This window comes from Sediminibacillus massiliensis, assembly GCF_900156915.1.
Taxonomy (GTDB): domain Bacteria; phylum Bacillota; class Bacilli; order Bacillales; family Amphibacillaceae; genus Sediminibacillus_A; species Sediminibacillus_A massiliensis.
Genome location: NZ_LT732535.1, coordinates 1,691,332 through 1,708,501, shown reverse-complemented (window position 1 = coordinate 1,708,501; position 17,170 = coordinate 1,691,332). Strand labels below are relative to the sequence as shown.

Below are 17,170 nucleotides of genomic sequence, written 5' to 3'. Positions count from 1 at the left end.
CTAATCCCTCAACTTGCGGCCGGTTAAATGTAAAAATACATCTTCGAGTGTCGGTATTTGCACATTCAAACTGACTATCTGTGCCTGTTGACGTTCAGCAGCTTGAAAAATGCTGCCAAGAAGCCTGCTGTTCTTAGGGGTGATTAATTTAATACCTTTTTCCGTTTCGATTACACGCAGTACTCCTTCTATCTGTTCGAGTTCTGTAATTAAAGCAGGATAAGGGCGGTCAAGCTCGATTAGTATCGATTCTTCACTCGAAAGAATGCTGGTAAGTTCTTGTTTCGTACCGGCCGCAATTATTTTTCCATGGTCCATAATGTAAATCCGGTCACAAAGCCGTTCAACCTCTTCCATGTAGTGGCTAGTGTAGAGGACCGTCATGCCTTTTTCCTGATTGAGTTGTTGGACCATTTCCAAGATGTAATTGCGTGACTGCGGGTCAATTCCGACGGTTGGTTCATCCATGATGATGAAATCCGGTTCGTGAAGCAGGGCAACAGCAATATTGATACGTCGCTGCATACCACCGGAGTAATGTTTCACAAGCTCATCTTTCCGTTCGGTCAGACCGACTATTTCCAGGACTTTTAGGATTTGTTTTTCGAGAGCTTTTCCTTTCAAACCGTATATCCTTCCGAAAAATCGCAAATTTTCCATAGCGGTCAACTCTTTGTAAAGAGCTATTTCCTGTGGCACTACTCCTAAGTGCATCCGAATAACATTAGGATCCTTGACAACGCTTTTTCCATGCCAAGTGACATCACCGGCTGTCGGTTTGATCAAAGATGATATCATGGAAATAGCGGTCGATTTACCAGCCCCATTCGGCCCAAGGAGGCCGACAGACTCACCCTTTTCCATATATAAATTAACATCGGAAACGGCTGTGTTTTTTTTGAATACTTTCTTTAAATTAATTGTTTCCAACACCTGGACTCCCCCTTGTTTCAAGTTTTATTTTTCACGCTTGAAAATCAAGATGATTTCAATTTTAAATCCCTTTTAAAGTATAAGAAAAAGGAGACAGCCAAAACACTGTCCCCGGTCATAAAAATTAGTCATAACCATGACTTGAGTCATTTTTCTAAACATAATCGTTGCGGATGGCATAGATGGCCAGCTGTGTCCTGTCCCGAAGGCCCAATTTATCAAGCAGTTGTGAAATATGGTTTTTCACGGTCCCAACCGACAATGCAAGCTCCGCTGAAATCTCCTTGTTGCTTCTGCCTTCACCAATTTGTTGCAAAATATCCATTTCCCTCGGTGTTAAGGAATGCCTCGGTTTTGAATCGGCTTTCTTGGTTTGAAGAAGTCTCGGCATTACTTTGGCTGCCACCTCTCCTTGAAGCTGAAGGCCTCCGACCAGGCATTTTTTGACCGTATCGATTAGTGTCCCGGCATCCGCATCCTTGAGCATGTAACCATGTGCTCCAAGCCGCAATGCTTCTAAAGCGTATTCATCGTCATTGAATGTGGTCAGCATTAAAACTTTCATTTCTGGCCAGCGCCTGCGTATAACCCTGGCCGTTTGCAGGCCGTCCATTTCAGGCATGCGGATATCAAGGACGGCAATGTCGAAATGCTGCTTTTCACACAAATCGATGGCTGCTTTACCGTGTTTGGCTTCACCGGTCACCCTTAATTCATCATCGGTTTCTATCATCATCTTCAATCCTTGAGCTACTAAGACCTGATCTTCAGCCAACAGAATCCGAACCATTTGTTGCATCATCCTTTCCTTGCAGTGGAAATGTGCCCCGTACGATAAATATCTTGTTATACGCCAATACATCCAGTCTGCCTCCTGACTGTTGAACCCGTTCTCTCATAGCAGACAACCCATACCCTTCTTTGTAACTGTATTTCAAAGGAATCGGGTTGGACACTTCAAATCGAAATATCCTTTCTCCGGGTGATTCGAACAAGACAAAGGTTTCTCTTGCGTAACCATGGCGCATTACATTTGTCAGAGATTCCTGGACAGCACGATAAACGGCAACAGTCTGATCGGGAGAAAGCTGTGCTGAGAAGGCACGATTTTTTACCTCAAAATGAATTCTGATGAAATTTTCCGCTTCAAGCTTTCGTATCAAGCTAATGATGGCGGCTATTCCTCCTATTTCATCCTGATTCAGCGCTTTGACAGCTCTGCGCGTTTCTTCCAGACTTTCCTGGGCCAGTTCTTTCAACAAATTGATCCGTTGTAAGGCAGCCCCGTCCGATTTGAGTCTGGCAACCTCAAGCTGCATTAGCAAATTGGTAAGTTTATGGCCGACGCTATCATGGATTTCCCTTCCGACCTGTGTCCTTTCCTGCTGTCTGGCCATTTTTTCATTTGAAATAGACATCCGTTTTACCCCGCGATATTCATGAAGCAAGGCATCATAACGGGCTTCTGTTTCGGAGGCATCATGAAAAAGCCTGTGAAATATCTGGAGCGCCAAGCAAAGCAGGGCAAGGTAGAAGATAAGAAACGGAGCAGAAAAATATTCCCCGCTTTCTGAAATGCCGGGCAGAATAATGCTGATGGCAATCACTATTCCAGTAATTATCGCCTGCTTAGCATGAAGCCGGTAAGCTGCTTCTCCAGCCAGATAACCAAACAGCAATAATATAAAATGATTTGGTTCTTCTCTATGTAAAGGCCAGAACAAGACCATCACCAACAAACTTAAGCAGCTTATAAGAGTTGCTTGTAAAATCGGCCGTTTCCGGAACAATGGAAGCATGAAATACAATGCGAAAAACAAAGCACTGCTAAACCAGCCGGCAGGGGGGACATTGGATAGCCCTTGCGATTGATCAGCCAGGGCGAATCCCCAAATTCCTATTATTATTGCAAAGAAGAACCAAAAATTATTAGGGTACATCTAATCCTCCAGTGGACAGCTTTGTTACTACTATATCATTGAATGTCCCGATAAGGGATGGTTTTTCCTATCAGAAGAGACCCTTAAATAAAAGGTTCTGAATTTTAAGAAAATCTTAATGAAATTATGTTAAAATTTAGGTGACAAATCCGAAGGGAAGAACCAAAAGGGAGGTTACAAGGTGAACATATTCATCGGGATTCTGTTTATCTTATGGGGACTGCTCATACTGTATGCTGCATTATTTAAAATGGAAAATCGGGAATATTACCATGATCAGCCATTAGGAATAAGCGGGTATCTTGAGTTTGAATTCCTATTTAAACTGTTAAAACGGTTTCCAGTGAATGTGATCAAGGGGTGAATGTGATCAAGGGAGTCACTCTTGGAGTGGGTTTTGTTTTTCTAACAGGGGGGTTATGGCTCCTCTAACAGTTTATTCAACAAGGGATGGGGAGATTTTGTGGATTTAAGATCACTTGCATCAAAGATATCTGCTATTTATATGCAAAATGCCAAGGTGGAAGGTGTCCTTCTGGGAGGATCTGTTTCCCGGGGATGGCAGGACAAATACTCTGATATAGAATTATTTATTTTTTGGAAAGAATGTCCGGATGACGACGATAGAAAGGCACCGATTCAGCTTAGCAATGGTACTATACTCGAATTTTATCCATACGAGGATCAGGAATGGTCTGAGACTTACATAACACAGGGGACAAAATTAGAAATAAGCAATTTTTTAACGGACACTGTCAGTGAAATTATTGATGAAGTAACACTGCAAAATGACATCGATCTGGAAAAGCAATGTCTGGTGGCTGCTGTACATGATGGAATTGTCTTAGAAGGCCCGGAAGCCATTAATCGTTTGAAGCAAAAAACCGCTGTCTACCCAGTTGAATTAGGGAAGAATATGATCATTCATAACCTGGATTTGGGCAGCAAATGGAGTAATCGAGCTGCACTGCTTGCACGTAAAGATTGGTTGATGCTTTATGAGGTGGTTGTTTCTGTCCAGACGAAGCTGATGAAAATTCTATTCGGGTTAAACAGGACATATGTTCATCACCCTTCATTCAAGTGGCAGAAATATACTTTAAAGGAGATGGAACTTGCGCCGGAAAACGCATCAACTCGTCTTACCTCTGTTTTATTAGGGCATCCAGAAGATAGTTTGAAACAAATGGAAGAGATTATACGGGAGGTTTATCTGCTTGTACAAAATGAGTGGACTGATATAGACCTTTCAAATGCTATCGAGAAATCGGAAAGTTTAAGGCCGGAGAATTATATGGCAGTTCGAGAGGAGGGGCACTAATCCCAAAAAAATTGATTTCTTTATCTAGTGAACAGTTGGTTTTAAGAGAGATAAAAATCGATGATTGGAGAAGTGTGCACAGTTATGCTTCACAAGCAAAAGTATCCCGGTTCCAACCATGGGGACCGAATACAGAAGAAGACTCCAAATTGTTTGTAGAACAAGCAATCAAAGACGCGGAAAATAATCCACGTACAAGGTTTGTATTTGCGATTATTCACAAAGAGGATGGGAAGATGATTGGGGTTGTCGAATTGAATATCCGGGATATTTCAAATAAATCCGGTGAAATTGCCTATATTGTCCATCCCGATTACTGGGGAAAAGGAATTGCAACGGAAGCAGGCAGTCTTTTAATCGAATACGGCTTTGGAAAAAGGGGGTTACATCGGATTTATGCCACTTGTGATCCAAGAAACACCGGCTCATCAAGGGTGTTGGAAAAAATCGGAATGTCTAGAGAAGGGAGAATGCAGCAGCATCTGCTTATAAAAGATGGCTGGCGTGATTCTTACTTATACAGCGTTCTGGAAAATGAACTGCAGAAAGGATGTTAGGGCATTGGATAAGGAAATCAGGATTGTCATTGGAGCAGGCGAATACAACAATAATCCAGGCTGGATTCACACGCAGGAAGAAGAAATCAATCTAATAGATGAAGATACTTGGAATAGGAGGTTCGACTGTCAGTCTATTACTGCTATTCTTGCAGAACATGTATGGGAACATCTTTCATATGAAGAAGGGAGGATGGCAGCCAGGATTTGTTTTGACTATTTAAAACCTGGTGGATATCTGAGATGCGCTGTCCCGGATGGTTATTTTCAAAACGAAGAATATCAGCACATTGTCAAGGTAGGCGGGCCAGGGCCTTTAAGTCATCCGGCGGCAAGCCATAAAATTGTCTATAACTATAAATCCTTGACAGAATTGTTTCAAATAGCTGGGTTTGAGGTCAAGTTACTTGAATACTGTGATGAACAAGGGAACTTTTATCAAAACGATTGGAAAGCAGAGGATGGAGTGATTTTCCGTTCGAAACAATTTGATCCAAGGAACCAAGGCAAGGAGCTGGTTGCTCCTTCTTTAATATTGGATGCCATTAAAACGGTTTGAGAGAAGGATAACAGCTATATAGTTGGAAGATCAAGAATTACAAATGGGACGAGGCTTTAAAATGGACAGAAAAGCATATCGATTATTAAAAGAATTACCCATCTTGAAAAATAATCAACGTTACATAATTGGTGTTGACGGTTTAAGTCGATCAGGGAAAACTTCTTTTGTAACCCAGTTGGAACAGTGTCTCTATAAGGTTCCGGTTATCACTTTTCATCTAGACGATTATATTGTAGAAAAGAAAAACCGATACTATACGGAATATGATGAATGGTATGAATATTACTATTTGCAATGGGATGTCGAAACATTAAGAATGCAATTGTTTGAAAAACTGAAGTCCGAAGACGACCTACACTTACCTGCATACCACGCTGACCTTGACACATTAATCTGCCAATCAGTAAAAATACCGGAGTCTTGTTACATTATTATAGAAGGCGTATTTCTGCAGAGGAGAGAATGGAAGGGTTTTTATGATTATTTAGTGTACATAGATTGTCCGAGAGATAAGCGGTTTAACAGGGAAACGGCAGCTACCAGGAAGAATATGCAAAAGTTTATAAATCGATACTGGAAAGCGGAAGATCATTATTTGCAATCGATTAATCCTATACAACACGCCGACATGATCATCCAAGGGTAGACAAGTATCGTGTAGCGTTTAAGCTTAGAATACTTCCCAGGCAAAAATTGATTCTATTGAAACGAAACAAGCTTAGTAGACGTATAAAAAGTATAAAAATAAATTGGAATACATTAGATTATCTCCATAGCAGGACAGAAAGGTTCATAGAAATGGTGCGGAACGACTAAAGGAGGAATCAAATTGCTCAAGCAAGTCATCAAAACGTGGATTCCTTATGTAATTGGTGTGTTTATCGTTCTTATTTCCATAAGTATTTGGCAAGGTGAAGAATTCCAATGGGGCCATATGGTCACTTTGACAATAGCCGGATTGATCGGTTCATTCATAGGTTCCGGTCTGAGGAAGTTTTCGAAAAAATAGTAAGAGATATGAACGATAGAAAGTTGCAACCTGGTTATCAATATTCATTGTGTTGTCTGTTGTTGGTTTATTGGCTGCTTCGGATGTTTATTATAAATCTATAGAAGACAAAAAGAGATAATATCTTTGTCCCTTTACAGTAGAGAGAAACTGCGACATAGTGACAATTCACCTTGGAGAGACTTTCTCTAATCCTTTACAGGTTGAGTGCTAACCCAGCGCTACGAAAAAATACTCGCTTTTCGTGGGGAACGCTTCAGCCAGGGTACTACATGAGTAGGCTCCTTTGCTCCCTTGGGACTGCGATTCCTCGTCCCACCGAAAACCATGCGTCGAGGAAGCTTACTTCGAAGCGATACTAGAAGACGCAGGCGCATCACTGCGGGGTCTTCAGACTGTTCCTTTCCCGCAGCACTTTGAAAAGACCTCCTTGAATTTAAACCGCACGCAGAAAATCAAGCTTTATTTTCAAGGAGTCTCGCATTTTACCGCAGCTTGTAAGGGCATTCTGTAATAGTAGAGGAAATAACAGTTGAGAAGTTATAGAGATTTTTCTTCCCAAAATGCAGAAACTGACAAACAGCGGAGGCAGAAAACACTTCTTTCCATGTGGACCGCCTTAACCAGGGGACTACTAGATATTAGACATATTTAAGGAACACTTATCGCTTAATCAGAAATCTATTGAAAGCGAAGGAAAAATGCGACACTCCTGGGGGAAGAGCAGCTTCCGAAGACCCCGCAGTGAGTGCATTTTGCTCACGAGGAGGCTGAGGTGCTGCCCCCGGAAAGGGAGTATTTTTCCGCAGCGCTAGACTACCACTCAATCCGAAAAGGATGGGAGGAAGACTTGCTAAAGAAAGTTAGTTCGCAGTTTATGGTTTTTGCGCTAATAGAAAAAAATTATAGGTTGGTTTGACAATTTGTAGCAATGTGTGAAGGAATAAAAAACGAAGGGGATTTTACATGTATTGGGTTGTTGGTTTATTTGATGAAAAAACAGAGCATACAGTGAAAAAGATTTGGGACGAATTGAGTGTCATTACACATTCATCCCAAGAAATTAAGGATGGAAGACCCCACATCACGTTAGGAAGTTATAATGATCTGGAAACCGAAGAATACATCATGTTAATGGACAGATATTATGATACCAAACCTCCAATCAAAATCACATTCAATACACTAGGCACTTTCCTGAATTATCGAACATTGTTTTTAACTCCCACAGTAACCACTGAATTGTTGGCTTTTCATGCCGACCATCATGAATACTTCAATAAGTTCAACAAAAGCGCTAATCCTTATTACTTGCCAGATAGTTGGATTCCTCATTGCACGCTTGCCAATAAATTATCAACAGGGAAATTGACCGAGGCATTTCAACATTGCATACACAGACAAGAAACGATAAACGGGATAATAAAAGAGATTGCTTTGATTGAAATGGCAGGAGAAGAGGAAGATTGCATCCATGCGCCTATTATATTTTCAAAATCATTAACAGATGAATAGATGATGTCGGAAAAGGTATAGTTAATTAATATTTTCAGGATGGTGGTATAGTGAGATGGACCTTGTTAGTAGGGCTTTTGATCGGTTTTACCATTGTCTTCCTATGGAAAGGCTTTATGGGCGGGGACTTCATGTGGGGACAATGGATAGCCTGGGTTGTTGGCGGGACAATCGGATTTTTTATTATTTCGTTTATTGTTACTAAAAACACAACCAAGAACAAGGAATGATGAAGGGATAGTAATCATGGAATTAGGCTTAGGAAAAGCAGAGATTCTTACGGGAGGTAAAGATATTGAGCGGCAAAGTAAAGAAACTTAGCGAGTTGAAGTTAGCGGTTTTTCGTGTTTTATGTCCTGGAGATCAATATTTACACGAAATCAAGAAAGCATCCATTCGTTTAAAAGAAAGGATGGGTGATATGAAACACTTGGTTAATCCCTCTGTACTAATAGGTGCATTTAAGGTTGCTGATTATTCTGACGATGAAGACGGGTATTGGATTGGCGTCCAAGTGGAAGAGTATCTTGATATTCCAGAAGATATGATTACTTTGACTATCCCGGCACAAAGTTATGTAACGGGGATGCACCACGGGCCAAATCATCAGATAATGGACACCTATTCGCAATTGCATCGATGGATGGAAGCTAACCAACATGACAGGGCGCTATATAAATGGCATATAGAAATACATCACAGCTGGAGTGACGTTAACAAGCTGGAAATTGAATTGTTGGATACTATTGAGTAGTACAAACATGTGATTGCAGGATTTGCACAAGCATCATTAATGTATACAAAGAAGTATTGCAATGGAACTCCTTATGGGAAAATTTCTAATGAATTTTATTATCTTGAAAGGCTTTTGTAGCAAGCAGACTAACCAACAGGATTAGTTCAAATAAATTTGTCAGCGCATTTGTAGGGAAGGGAATGGTCACAGTACTCCCTGTTATCATGAGCAATGTTCCGATCAGGAAGAAACTCCATCCCTGTTTCCGCCAAATGATAAAAGAAGTTAACAAAAGGACTGTTGTGACTCCCAAAATCATTATTGGAGGCCCGTCGGAAGCAGCTGTATTCTGATAACTTAATACCCCGTAATCCCAGTTTGCTTCAAGGCTGATATCTGCCACTTCACCAACGAGCTCGATACCAATCAGGGCAAAAGTCAAAAGGAAGAAAGCAACTTTGGTTATCGTCCACTCTGCCCATTTGCAGTCTGCCTTTTTTAAAGTGCTCCACGCAAAGATGACTAGCAAAGGAGTTAGAAAGGCATGCAGCAAGTATCTAGCCAAGTTGAGCGATTCCAACAATTCTCCTTCTCCGACATAGCGACCAACTGCAAGGATGCTGTTGTCATAAATCAATCCGACAAGGACTGCAAGTAAAACATTCGCCGGATCTGCCCACCCGTGCTTGTTCGCCAGGCCGATGCCTATAAAAAGCAATATCAGGTAGATGCTTGTATAGACTATGTAAAATATTGTATCCATAAATCTTCTCATCCTTTGTGATTATAAATGAAAGCAGAGCCTGCCCGGCACGACTGGCTGCTACTTTCATTTATATGAGAAATATAACAAGTCAGTACTCTTTAGATTTCTTTATCCCAGTTCCCGGCTTCTTCCTGTTTCATTTTCTCTTCTGTTTCCGGGGGATAAACCGTACGGAAATTATGGTGATCTTTTGGGATAACTTCTACCATTTTGGCAATCATTTCCTCTGGGTCGAATTGATTTTCCATTCCTTCCTCCATTTTTCTCATTTCGTCTGCTGGAGAGTAGTGGATGTCACTGTTGAACCATTTCCATTTTGCTTCCACTGCCCGGTCGTTAAAGCCTGTTGCAAATGGACCAGAGTTAATGGTGGCCACTTGCACACCGAAGTACTCCAGTTCTTGCTGCATCGTTTTTGCAATTGCTTCTAAAGCATGCTTGGATGCTGAGTAAAGACCTGTATAAGGAGAAGTCATTACACCCGCCATAGATGACATGAAAATTATTTTCCCTTTGCCTTTATCCACAAACTTTTCAGCTGCAATCTGAGCAGTTTCGAGTGTGCTGAATACATTCACTTCAAATATTTCACGAAAAATAGACATGGGAACTTCCCCGAGTGGTCCCCCTTCATTGATGGCAGCATTCGCCACGAATATATCGAAATCATAATTCATCATACGTGTTTGATCTTCTGGATTTGTAATATCCATTTTGAATACTTCCAATTCGACTCCTGCAGATTTTGCTTCTTCGCGTAAAGAAGTTACTTGCGCATTTATCTCAACCGGTGCAATGACACGATGGCCTTCTTTAGCCAATCCAATAGCAGTTCCTTTTCCAAGGCCCGTTGCTGCTCCTGTAATAAAAATGGTTTTTGCCATATTCTCGCCTCCTGGAATTGAAATTTCATGTGTCTTTTATTCCCTGACAAAAGCTGGGTAAACATGAGGGCTGTTCATAAAAGTTGGGCGGCAACCTATTGACTGTCATTATGTATTAGTGTACTATTTAATTAATACACTAACACTGTTAGGTAAAAAGTATTTATGGAGGTAATGTTTATGTCTGCTTGGTTAAGTTTGACAAGGAAAGAAATTCGCTTGGGGCTGCCAGTATTTCTAGTCCCGGTTGTTGCTTTCTTTCTTTTAACAGGAATCGCATATTATATTGGCAACCGCCAGGGTTTTGGCTGGGAAGCTGTTGTAGGTGTAAGTATTGCAGCTGTCGGCGTTCAGGTGTTTTATCTGGTCTTCTATTTGTTTTGTAGTTTGCAGTCTGAAAGGAAAAGGTTGCACTTGTGGCTGCATAATCCGATGCCTGGTTATTTGCTTTTACTAGCCAAAATAGCGGCCGGATTCCTGTCTCTGTTAGTAACGCTGCTCGTAACTGGTTCTACACTGTTAATAGCCTTTAATCTAGCGGATAGCATCAGCGAGCATCTTCAAATAGCAAATTTTCTGGAGATGGTATTTTTCATTGGCAGTCACATTTTGTTGATTGCACTCAGCTTCGCAGCGTTGTTCCTATTTTTCTGGATGATCTTTCTTGTGTTCACTCGTTATCTGGGCACATTCTTAAGCTTTCTGTCCACTTTTATTCTATTTATCGCTACAGCCACTCTTTATAGTTGGTTTAGCAGTTCGATTGTTTATGAAAAGCTGAACAACTGGGGTTTGTTTGAATTGAATATGCTTGAAGGCATCTCCATCAATGTAGAGAATGGCAGCACCCAGGTTTTTACGGAAACAGATACTATTAGTCTTTATGCCGGCACGTACTTATTTGAAACGGTAATTGCTCTTCTGCTGTTCTTAGCCGCAAGCTGGCTGCTTGATAAGAAGGCAGAGGTGTAAGCCTATGACAGACACTTTTCATTCTTCACAGCCAATATACAGTCAGCTAGCAGACCGGATTAACAGACAAATATTGCGCGGTGAACTAAAACCAGGCGATAAATTGCCGTCTGTACGAGAAATGGGTATTCAGGCCAGCGTGAACCCGAATACCGTTCAAAGGACATATCGAGAACTAGAGGGGATGAAAATTGTGGAGACAAAACGTGGGCAAGGGACTTTCGTCACCGAGAATACCGATATTCTGAATGAGATGAGAGAACGATTAAAACAGGAAGAAATTTCGGACTTTGTGAAGGGAATGCATGATATGGGTTACACTGATTTGGAAATTCAGACAGGTCTCCAATCGTTTTTGCGAAACGGAACGGGAGGCGGAGATAAATGATCAAATTCGAAAATGTTACCAAAAAGTTCATGAGAAAAACAGCTCTCCAAGGAGTCAATCTTGAATTGACAAAAGGAAAAATTGTCGGGCTTGTCGGAGAAAATGGGAGCGGAAAATCAACTACATTAAAACTGATCGCCGGGTTGACTCATCCGACGAAAGGCAGGATAACGGTTGAGGGAATGCAAGCAAATCACCGTATTTCAGAGCATGTATCGTATTTGTCGGAGTTGGACGTTTATTACGGTTTCTATAATGTCGGGCAGACAATCGAATTCTATGCGTCTCAGTTTTCCGACTTTAATAAGGAGAAAGCAGATGAAATCCGGGAATACATGAAGTTGGATTCCAATGCAAAATTGAAGCATCTCTCCAAAGGAAATCGAGGACGTTTAAAAATTGTTTTGGCTTTGGCCAGGCAAGCTCCAGTAATTTTGCTGGATGAGCCCTTGTCAGGACTTGATCCGATGGTGAGGGATTCTATCGTAAAAGGGTTGATTTCTTTTATCGATTTAGAAAAACAAGTAGTGTTGATTACAACGCATGAAATCAAAGAAATCGAAATGATCCTCGATGAAGTCATTGCCATCAAAGACGGGGAAATTATCGGACATCATGACGTAGAGAAGCTTCGAAGCGAGCAAAACTTGGGGATTGTCGACTGGATGACAAAAATTTATGAATAGATATTCAGAAAAAAATCAGGTACTGTCATGTACCTGATTTTTCACTTATTTTTCTATCTGTTAAATAACTCACTGCTCCTAATCCAATACCTAATAATGCCCCACCTGCTACTTCGATCGGCAAGTGTCCAAGCATTTCTTCCAACTCTTTTTCCCGTTTTTGATGGTTGACTTCCGGATGGTGGCTGGACAGTTGTTCCAGTTGTTTGTTCATCGCATTTACTGCAATTGCTATTTCTCCGGTTTTCCAACGGATTCCCATTGCATCATACATGACGATCATACCGAATACACTGCTGACACCGAAATCAACCGATTTAAAGCCGCTTCTCAAGCCTATATAAGTAGTCAGGGATGTCACTGCAGCGGAATGGGAACTTGGCATGTCACCAGTTCCGATCATCTTGGACCAGTCCCATTTTCCTGTTTCTAAGTAATTTAAAGGCACCTTCAGGAATTGAGCAGTACCTATTCCAATTAACGCTGTTGTAAGTACACGATTTAACATACCAGTCACCTCTAAGTTAAGATGAGAAAAAAACCCATCTTTTATTCTTAGGCATTTTTCTAAAAGAATGTTACTTTTTCACAAAAACCATAGACTGTGACATAACTTTTTTGTGACTTCCTTCCATTCTTTTCGGATTGAGTGGTAAGCCGACGCTGCGGAAAAATACTCGCTTTCCGTGGGGAACGCTTCAGCTTCCTCGGTGCAAAGACCGCTCCTGCGGGATCTTCAGACTGTTCCTTTCCCACAGGACTTTGAAAAGACCTCGATGAATTTACACCGCACGCAGAAAATCGAACTTTATTTTCAAGGAGTCTCGCATTTTTCCTCCGCTTCGTTAGTTTTTCTGATCAAGTGAGAAGTTGTTCTAAAGTATGTCTAACATGAGGTATTCCTAACATCAAAATTCAGAAAAATCCCTACCAGCGAACTGTTCTGCCGCAGCGAGTCCATGCACTCAATGATCATCAGAACAGAACAACTAGAAATAAAATTGTCACTATGTCGCAGTTTCTCTCAATTGTGAAGTTGCAACAAAAATCTAAAAAAGCCTGTAAATAGTATCAGGAAATAAGTTCATCTTGTGAAATTATCTCTTTTTTATACCTACAGCAAAGATTCCCAAGATGGTACATGGCTAAACTTTTTATCAAATCGGCGGAGGGAGGAACGATACCTCCAGTTTTGAGCATTTGCATAGCTTCGGGATTTTTTAAGTTTTTTACAGTATTCCATTGAGTATTTCTTCAAGGATTGATAAAATTACTCCAAAGCAAAAGGCTGTATGTGACTGGCGAATCGCGGATAACCGCAAGGGAGCATGCAGTAGCGACAAAGCCGTTCGCCTGGGCAGAGGTAAGGATAAATTCCTTGCCTTTTTCTGTCTATATATTGATGAAGGAGTTGTTTTACGTTGAAGAGAGCTTATAATTTTTCAGCAGGTCCGTCTATGCTGCCACAGGCCGTTCTGGAAAAAGCACAAAAAGAATTACTCAGCTATCAGGATTCAGGTATGTCTGTTATGGAACTCAGTCACCGTTCAGGTTTGTTCACTGAGGTGATTACAGGTGCAGAGCAATTGCTACGTGATTTAATGGACATTCCGGATAATTATAAGGTTTTGTTTTTGCAAGGTGGCGCATCCCAACAATTTTCCATGGTACCATTGAATTTATTCCGTAATAGCGGTAAAGCGGATTTTGTCAATACAGGTTCATGGTCGAAAAAAGCGATCAAAGAAGCACAGAAATTCGGAGACGTTCGGGTGATTGCTTCTTCGGAGGATGAGAAATTCACTTACATACCGCAAGTGGACAAGGGTATGATCGATCCTGAAGCAGATTATGTACATATCACAACGAATAATACAATCGAAGGAACTGCTTTCAGGCAGATTCCCGACACAGGTGATGTCCCCTTGGTCGCCGACATGTCTTCAAATATTTTGTCCGAGGAAATGGATATCTCCAAGTTTGGTTTGATTTACGCGGGGGCACAGAAAAACATCGGTTCAGCCGGTTTAACAGTAGTCATCATACGAGAGGACTTGATCGGCCATGCAAAAGAAAACTGCCCGGTCATGTTAAATTATCAAACACATAGTGACAGTGGTTCTTTGTATAATACACCTCCGACATTTGCTGTCTATATGGCAAAGCTTGTATTTGAATGGCTTGAAGAGCTTGGTGGATTGAAAGCGATGGAAAAGATCAACGAAGAAAAAGCAGCTATCTTGTACGATTACATTGAACAATCAGATTTCTACGGATCACCTGTTCAAAAAGACAGCCGTTCGATCATGAATATTCCGTTTATTATACCGGGACGGGATTTGGATGCTGCATTTGTTAAGCAAGCTCAGGAAAATGGTCTGGAAACGTTGAAGGGCCACAGGTCTGTGGGCGGTATGCGTGCCAGCATTTATAATGCGATGCCAAAAGAAGGCGTGGAAGCATTGGTAGGATTTATGAAGGATTTCGAATATAGCAATAAATAGAAAAAAGCTGTAGTCCAGGGTAACGCTCGGGATTACAGCTTTTTTTCCTTAAATGGTCCGGATAAATAAAATAGCCAGTTAGTGATAAAACTAACCGATATATTCCTGCTCCATCAACTGCGAAAAAGGAAAGGAAGATACGATGGAAAAAAATCGGTTAATCGACTGGCCAACGTTTATTGGGGCTCTTATTTTATTATTGGCAGTAGTAGTTCCACTTGTTATATTTCCTACAGAAGGGGAAGAATTCGTTCTGGCAGCCAATGATTTTGTAACGCAGAATTTTGGCGTCCTCTATTTGCTGGTAGGATTTGGGTTATTCTTCTTTCTTATTTATGTTGCTTTTAGTGCGAATGGTCATATTAAGTTAGGAGATAAAGAAGAAAAGCCGGAATTCAAGACGTTCTCCTGGGCAGCGATGTTGTTTTGTGCCGGAATCGGCTCTAGTATTTTGTATTGGGGAACAATCGAATGGGCTTTTTATTATCAGGGGCCGCCGTTTGATATTGAACCTGGTACAAGGGATGCAATTGCTTGGGCGAGTTCCTATGGCATCTTTCATTGGGGACCAATTGCCTGGGCTATTTATACACTTCCAGCATTGCCAATGGCTTATTTTTATTATGTAAGGAAGAAACCGGTGCTTAAAATCAGTGAAGCATGCCGCCCGTTGATCGGCAGACTGGCTGATGGTCCTGTCGGCAAAATCATTGATGTATTGTTTATGTTTGGACTGATGGGCGGAGCGGGGACGACTTTAGCCCTTGGTGCCCCGATGATTGCCCAAGGTGTAGCAAGCATTACCGGTTTAGAACCGAATATGACAATGCAGACGATAATTTTGGTGTTATGTACGACGATTTTTGCTGTGAGTGCATATTCTGGGTTGCGGAAAGGAATTAAGGTTCTCAGTGATATCAATTTATGGCTTGCGATTTTCCTGCTTGCTTTTGTTTTCATATTCGGGCCGACTCTGTTCATAGCCGAAACTACTACAAACAGTATCGGTTTGATTTTGGATAATTTCTTTCATATGAGCACATGGTCGGAACCATTTAATAACTTAGGACCTTTTGAACGGACTGGATTTCCTGAAGGCTGGACGGTTTTTTATTGGGCATGGTGGCTTGTATATGCTCCGTTTGTCGGTTTATTTGTTGCCAAAATTTCTCGGGGACGGACCATCCGGCAGATGATTTTAGGAACGATTATCTATGGAACGCTGGGCAGTCTGTTGTTTTTTGGAATAATGGGCAACTTCGGTTTATATTTGCAGCTCACTGGTCAATTCGATGTAATCGGTGTTCTGGATGCACAAGGAGCTCCTGCTGCCATCATCAGTGTGTACAATCAATTGCCGTTTGCCCCTCTTATAGTTTCGTTATTTACGATATTGGCAATCATCTTCCTCGCAACAACGTTTGATTCAAGTTCATATATTTTAGCTTCTGTCGTGCAGAAAGAAGTGGAAGATGAGCCATTGCGCTGGAACCGTTTGTTTTGGGCCTTTGCACTCTGTCTTATGCCACTCGCTCTTATGTATATTGGTGGTTTGTCCACTTTGCAGACGGCAAGCATTGTCGGTGGTTTTCCGTTATTGTTCATTATGTTCATGCTTGCCTGGTCGTTTATGAAGGCGTCCACGGGAGATTTGAAAGAGTCGGAACACTACAAACCGAAAACAATCACACTGGACTCCAAGAAGATCATGCAGCGTTTGAAGAGAAAACGAAAGAAAGAAGAAGAAGAGAAAGCTTAAGCAAAATTTTCTACAACCCCTCCCGCCTCTTTTGAAAGGATGGAGGGGTTTGTCTATTTTTTTATTCCGCAAAATATATAAACTGCGACATAACTTTCTTTAGCATGGCTTCCTTCCGTCCTTTTCTGATTGAGTGGTAAACCGCCGCTGCGGAAAAATACTCGCTTTCCACGGGGAACGCTTCAGCCTCCTCGCTGGAAAATGCACCAGCTGCGGGGTCTTCAGACTGTTCCTTTCCCGTAGGAGTCTCGCATTTTTCCGCAGCTCGGTATAGTTTTCTGATTAGGTGAGAAGTGATCCTGAAATGTATCTAACATTGTCTCCTTTATAAGAATGGAGAAAAACCTTACGTAACAAGAGGCAGAACAAGTTGACTCTTGCGGTTACAGCACTTCCTGGTTCTGGTACCCCAGAATTTTGAAAAGACATCCATTCATTTACACTGCAGAAAATTGACCTTTACATTTCAAGGAGTCTGCATTTTTCCTTCGCTTTGGATAGAACTTCTAATCAAGTGGGAAATGGTCCTAGATTTGTTTAACATGGGATATTCCCTAGCCAGTATTCAGAAAAAATCTAAAAGCGAAGTGTTCTGCCGCAGCGAGTCCATGCACTCAACGATCATCAGAACAACTAGA

At 41.4% G+C, this 17,170-nt stretch carries 20 protein-coding genes and 1 riboswitch; of the genes, 14 read left to right on the top strand and 6 right to left on the bottom strand.

The window, feature by feature from the left end:
• The 3 genes from CZ434_RS09380 to CZ434_RS09370 all read right to left on the bottom strand — a co-directional run bounded on the left by CZ434_RS09380 (position 1) and on the right by CZ434_RS09370 (position 2,873).
• Complete coding sequence (locus tag CZ434_RS09380) at positions 1–933, bottom strand: ABC transporter ATP-binding protein (protein ID WP_077622893.1); 933 nt, start codon at positions 931–933, stop codon at positions 1–3.
• A gap of 154 nt (positions 934–1,087) precedes the next feature.
• The gene (locus tag CZ434_RS09375) at positions 1,088–1,723 is read right to left on the bottom strand and encodes a response regulator (RefSeq protein WP_077622892.1); all 636 of its coding nucleotides are present in this window, start codon (positions 1,721–1,723) and stop codon (positions 1,088–1,090) included.
• The gene (locus CZ434_RS09370; RefSeq protein ID WP_077622891.1) at positions 1,701–2,873 is read right to left on the bottom strand and encodes a sensor histidine kinase; all 1,173 of its coding nucleotides are present in this window, start codon (positions 2,871–2,873) and stop codon (positions 1,701–1,703) included. Before CZ434_RS09370 ends, CZ434_RS09375 begins: the two co-directional genes overlap by 23 nt.
• Before the next feature lie 181 nt (positions 2,874–3,054).
• Here CZ434_RS09370 and CZ434_RS09365 point away from each other — a divergent pair, with 181 nt between their 5' ends.
• From CZ434_RS09365 to CZ434_RS09325, 9 genes are all read left to right on the top strand, one after another.
• Positions 3,055–3,237, top strand: a complete 183-nt coding sequence (locus tag CZ434_RS09365) for a hypothetical protein (RefSeq protein WP_077622890.1) — start codon at positions 3,055–3,057, stop codon at positions 3,235–3,237.
• A gap of 141 nt (positions 3,238–3,378) precedes the next feature.
• Complete coding sequence (locus CZ434_RS09360) at positions 3,379–4,194, top strand: DUF4037 domain-containing protein (RefSeq protein WP_425442094.1); 816 nt, start codon at positions 3,379–3,381, stop codon at positions 4,192–4,194.
• Positions 4,195–4,205: 11 nt separating this feature from the next.
• On the top strand, positions 4,206–4,751 hold the full coding sequence (locus tag CZ434_RS09355; protein WP_342745678.1) for a GNAT family N-acetyltransferase: 546 nt from the start codon (positions 4,206–4,208) through the stop codon (positions 4,749–4,751).
• Positions 4,752–4,755: 4 nt separating this feature from the next.
• Positions 4,756–5,310: a class I SAM-dependent methyltransferase gene (locus CZ434_RS09350; protein ID WP_425442028.1), complete on the top strand. Its 555-nt coding sequence runs from the start codon at positions 4,756–4,758 to the stop codon at positions 5,308–5,310.
• Positions 5,311–5,371: 61 nt separating this feature from the next.
• Positions 5,372–5,959: a kinase gene (locus CZ434_RS09345; protein WP_077625137.1), complete on the top strand. Its 588-nt coding sequence runs from the start codon at positions 5,372–5,374 to the stop codon at positions 5,957–5,959.
• A gap of 183 nt (positions 5,960–6,142) precedes the next feature.
• On the top strand, positions 6,143–6,322 hold the full coding sequence (locus CZ434_RS09340; protein ID WP_077622887.1) for a hypothetical protein: 180 nt from the start codon (positions 6,143–6,145) through the stop codon (positions 6,320–6,322).
• Between the two features lie 966 nt (positions 6,323–7,288).
• Positions 7,289–7,837 carry a 2'-5' RNA ligase family protein gene (locus tag CZ434_RS09335; protein WP_077622886.1) on the top strand — a complete coding sequence of 183 codons (549 nt, stop codon included), beginning with the start codon at positions 7,289–7,291 and terminating at the stop codon, positions 7,835–7,837.
• Between the two features lie 50 nt (positions 7,838–7,887).
• Positions 7,888–8,067: a hypothetical protein gene (locus tag CZ434_RS09330; RefSeq protein ID WP_077622885.1), complete on the top strand. Its 180-nt coding sequence runs from the start codon at positions 7,888–7,890 to the stop codon at positions 8,065–8,067.
• Between the two features lie 65 nt (positions 8,068–8,132).
• The gene (locus CZ434_RS09325) at positions 8,133–8,591 is read left to right on the top strand and encodes a GyrI-like domain-containing protein (protein WP_245830956.1); all 459 of its coding nucleotides are present in this window, start codon (positions 8,133–8,135) and stop codon (positions 8,589–8,591) included.
• Positions 8,592–8,676: 85 nt separating this feature from the next.
• Here CZ434_RS09325 and CZ434_RS09320 read toward each other — a convergent pair whose 3' ends face one another.
• A complete protein-coding gene (locus CZ434_RS09320; RefSeq protein ID WP_077622883.1) occupies positions 8,677–9,336 on the bottom strand; it encodes a hypothetical protein in 660 nt (219 codons plus the stop codon).
• A gap of 101 nt (positions 9,337–9,437) precedes the next feature.
• Complete coding sequence (locus tag CZ434_RS09315; RefSeq protein WP_077622882.1) at positions 9,438–10,223, bottom strand: SDR family oxidoreductase; 786 nt, start codon at positions 10,221–10,223, stop codon at positions 9,438–9,440.
• A 180-nt stretch (positions 10,224–10,403) separates the two neighbouring features.
• On the opposite strand from CZ434_RS09315, the gene CZ434_RS09310 reads away from it, so the two are divergent.
• From CZ434_RS09310 to CZ434_RS09300, 3 genes are read left to right on the top strand one after another with little or no spacing between them, the layout of a single operon-like run.
• On the top strand, positions 10,404–11,195 hold the full coding sequence (locus tag CZ434_RS09310) for a hypothetical protein (protein ID WP_077622881.1): 792 nt from the start codon (positions 10,404–10,406) through the stop codon (positions 11,193–11,195).
• Positions 11,196–11,199: 4 nt separating this feature from the next.
• Positions 11,200–11,583, top strand: coding sequence for a GntR family transcriptional regulator (locus CZ434_RS09305; RefSeq protein ID WP_077622880.1), 384 nt, complete (start codon positions 11,200–11,202; stop codon positions 11,581–11,583).
• Positions 11,580–12,269 carry an ABC transporter ATP-binding protein gene (locus CZ434_RS09300; protein WP_077622879.1) on the top strand — a complete coding sequence of 230 codons (690 nt, stop codon included), beginning with the start codon at positions 11,580–11,582 and terminating at the stop codon, positions 12,267–12,269. Before CZ434_RS09305 ends, CZ434_RS09300 begins: the two co-directional genes overlap by 4 nt.
• Before the next feature lie 25 nt (positions 12,270–12,294).
• Here the strand turns inward: CZ434_RS09300 and CZ434_RS09295 are convergent, their stop codons facing one another.
• Positions 12,295–12,777 (bottom strand): divergent PAP2 family protein, encoded by a 483-nt coding sequence (locus CZ434_RS09295; RefSeq protein WP_077622878.1) that lies wholly within the window; start codon positions 12,775–12,777, stop codon positions 12,295–12,297.
• 776 nt (positions 12,778–13,553) lie between these two features.
• Positions 13,554–13,635: riboswitch (ZMP/ZTP riboswitch) on the top strand.
• A 55-nt stretch (positions 13,636–13,690) separates the two neighbouring features.
• Between CZ434_RS09295 and serC the strand changes: the two genes are divergently transcribed.
• Together serC and CZ434_RS09285 are read left to right on the top strand one after the other, a co-directional pair.
• Positions 13,691–14,773: a 3-phosphoserine/phosphohydroxythreonine transaminase gene (serC, locus tag CZ434_RS09290; protein WP_077622877.1), complete on the top strand. Its 1,083-nt coding sequence runs from the start codon at positions 13,691–13,693 to the stop codon at positions 14,771–14,773.
• Positions 14,774–14,915: 142 nt separating this feature from the next.
• Positions 14,916–16,532 carry a BCCT family transporter gene (locus tag CZ434_RS09285; protein WP_077622876.1) on the top strand — a complete coding sequence of 539 codons (1,617 nt, stop codon included), beginning with the start codon at positions 14,916–14,918 and terminating at the stop codon, positions 16,530–16,532.
• Positions 16,533–17,170: the final 638 nt, after the last annotated feature.

Coding starts and splice junctions, on each gene's coding strand:
- CZ434_RS09375 (WP_077622892.1), bottom strand. CDS start 1,723: ATGGTTCGGATTCTGTTGGCTGAAGATCAGGTCTTAGTAGCTCAAGGA.
- CZ434_RS09370 (WP_077622891.1), bottom strand. CDS start 2,873: ATGTACCCTAATAATTTTTGGTTCTTCTTTGCAATAATAATAGGAATT.
- CZ434_RS09360 (WP_425442094.1), top strand. CDS start 3,379: ATGCAAAATGCCAAGGTGGAAGGTGTCCTTCTGGGAGGATCTGTTTCC.
- CZ434_RS09345 (WP_077625137.1), top strand. CDS start 5,372: ATGGACAGAAAAGCATATCGATTATTAAAAGAATTACCCATCTTGAAA.
- CZ434_RS09335 (WP_077622886.1), top strand. CDS start 7,289: ATGTATTGGGTTGTTGGTTTATTTGATGAAAAAACAGAGCATACAGTG.
- CZ434_RS09320 (WP_077622883.1), bottom strand. CDS start 9,336: ATGGATACAATATTTTACATAGTCTATACAAGCATCTACCTGATATTG.
- CZ434_RS09315 (WP_077622882.1), bottom strand. CDS start 10,223: ATGGCAAAAACCATTTTTATTACAGGAGCAGCAACGGGCCTTGGAAAA.
- CZ434_RS09310 (WP_077622881.1), top strand. CDS start 10,404: ATGTCTGCTTGGTTAAGTTTGACAAGGAAAGAAATTCGCTTGGGGCTG.
- CZ434_RS09305 (WP_077622880.1), top strand. CDS start 11,200: ATGACAGACACTTTTCATTCTTCACAGCCAATATACAGTCAGCTAGCA.
- CZ434_RS09300 (WP_077622879.1), top strand. CDS start 11,580: ATGATCAAATTCGAAAATGTTACCAAAAAGTTCATGAGAAAAACAGCT.
- CZ434_RS09295 (WP_077622878.1), bottom strand. CDS start 12,777: ATGTTAAATCGTGTACTTACAACAGCGTTAATTGGAATAGGTACTGCT.
- CZ434_RS09285 (WP_077622876.1), top strand. CDS start 14,916: ATGGAAAAAAATCGGTTAATCGACTGGCCAACGTTTATTGGGGCTCTT.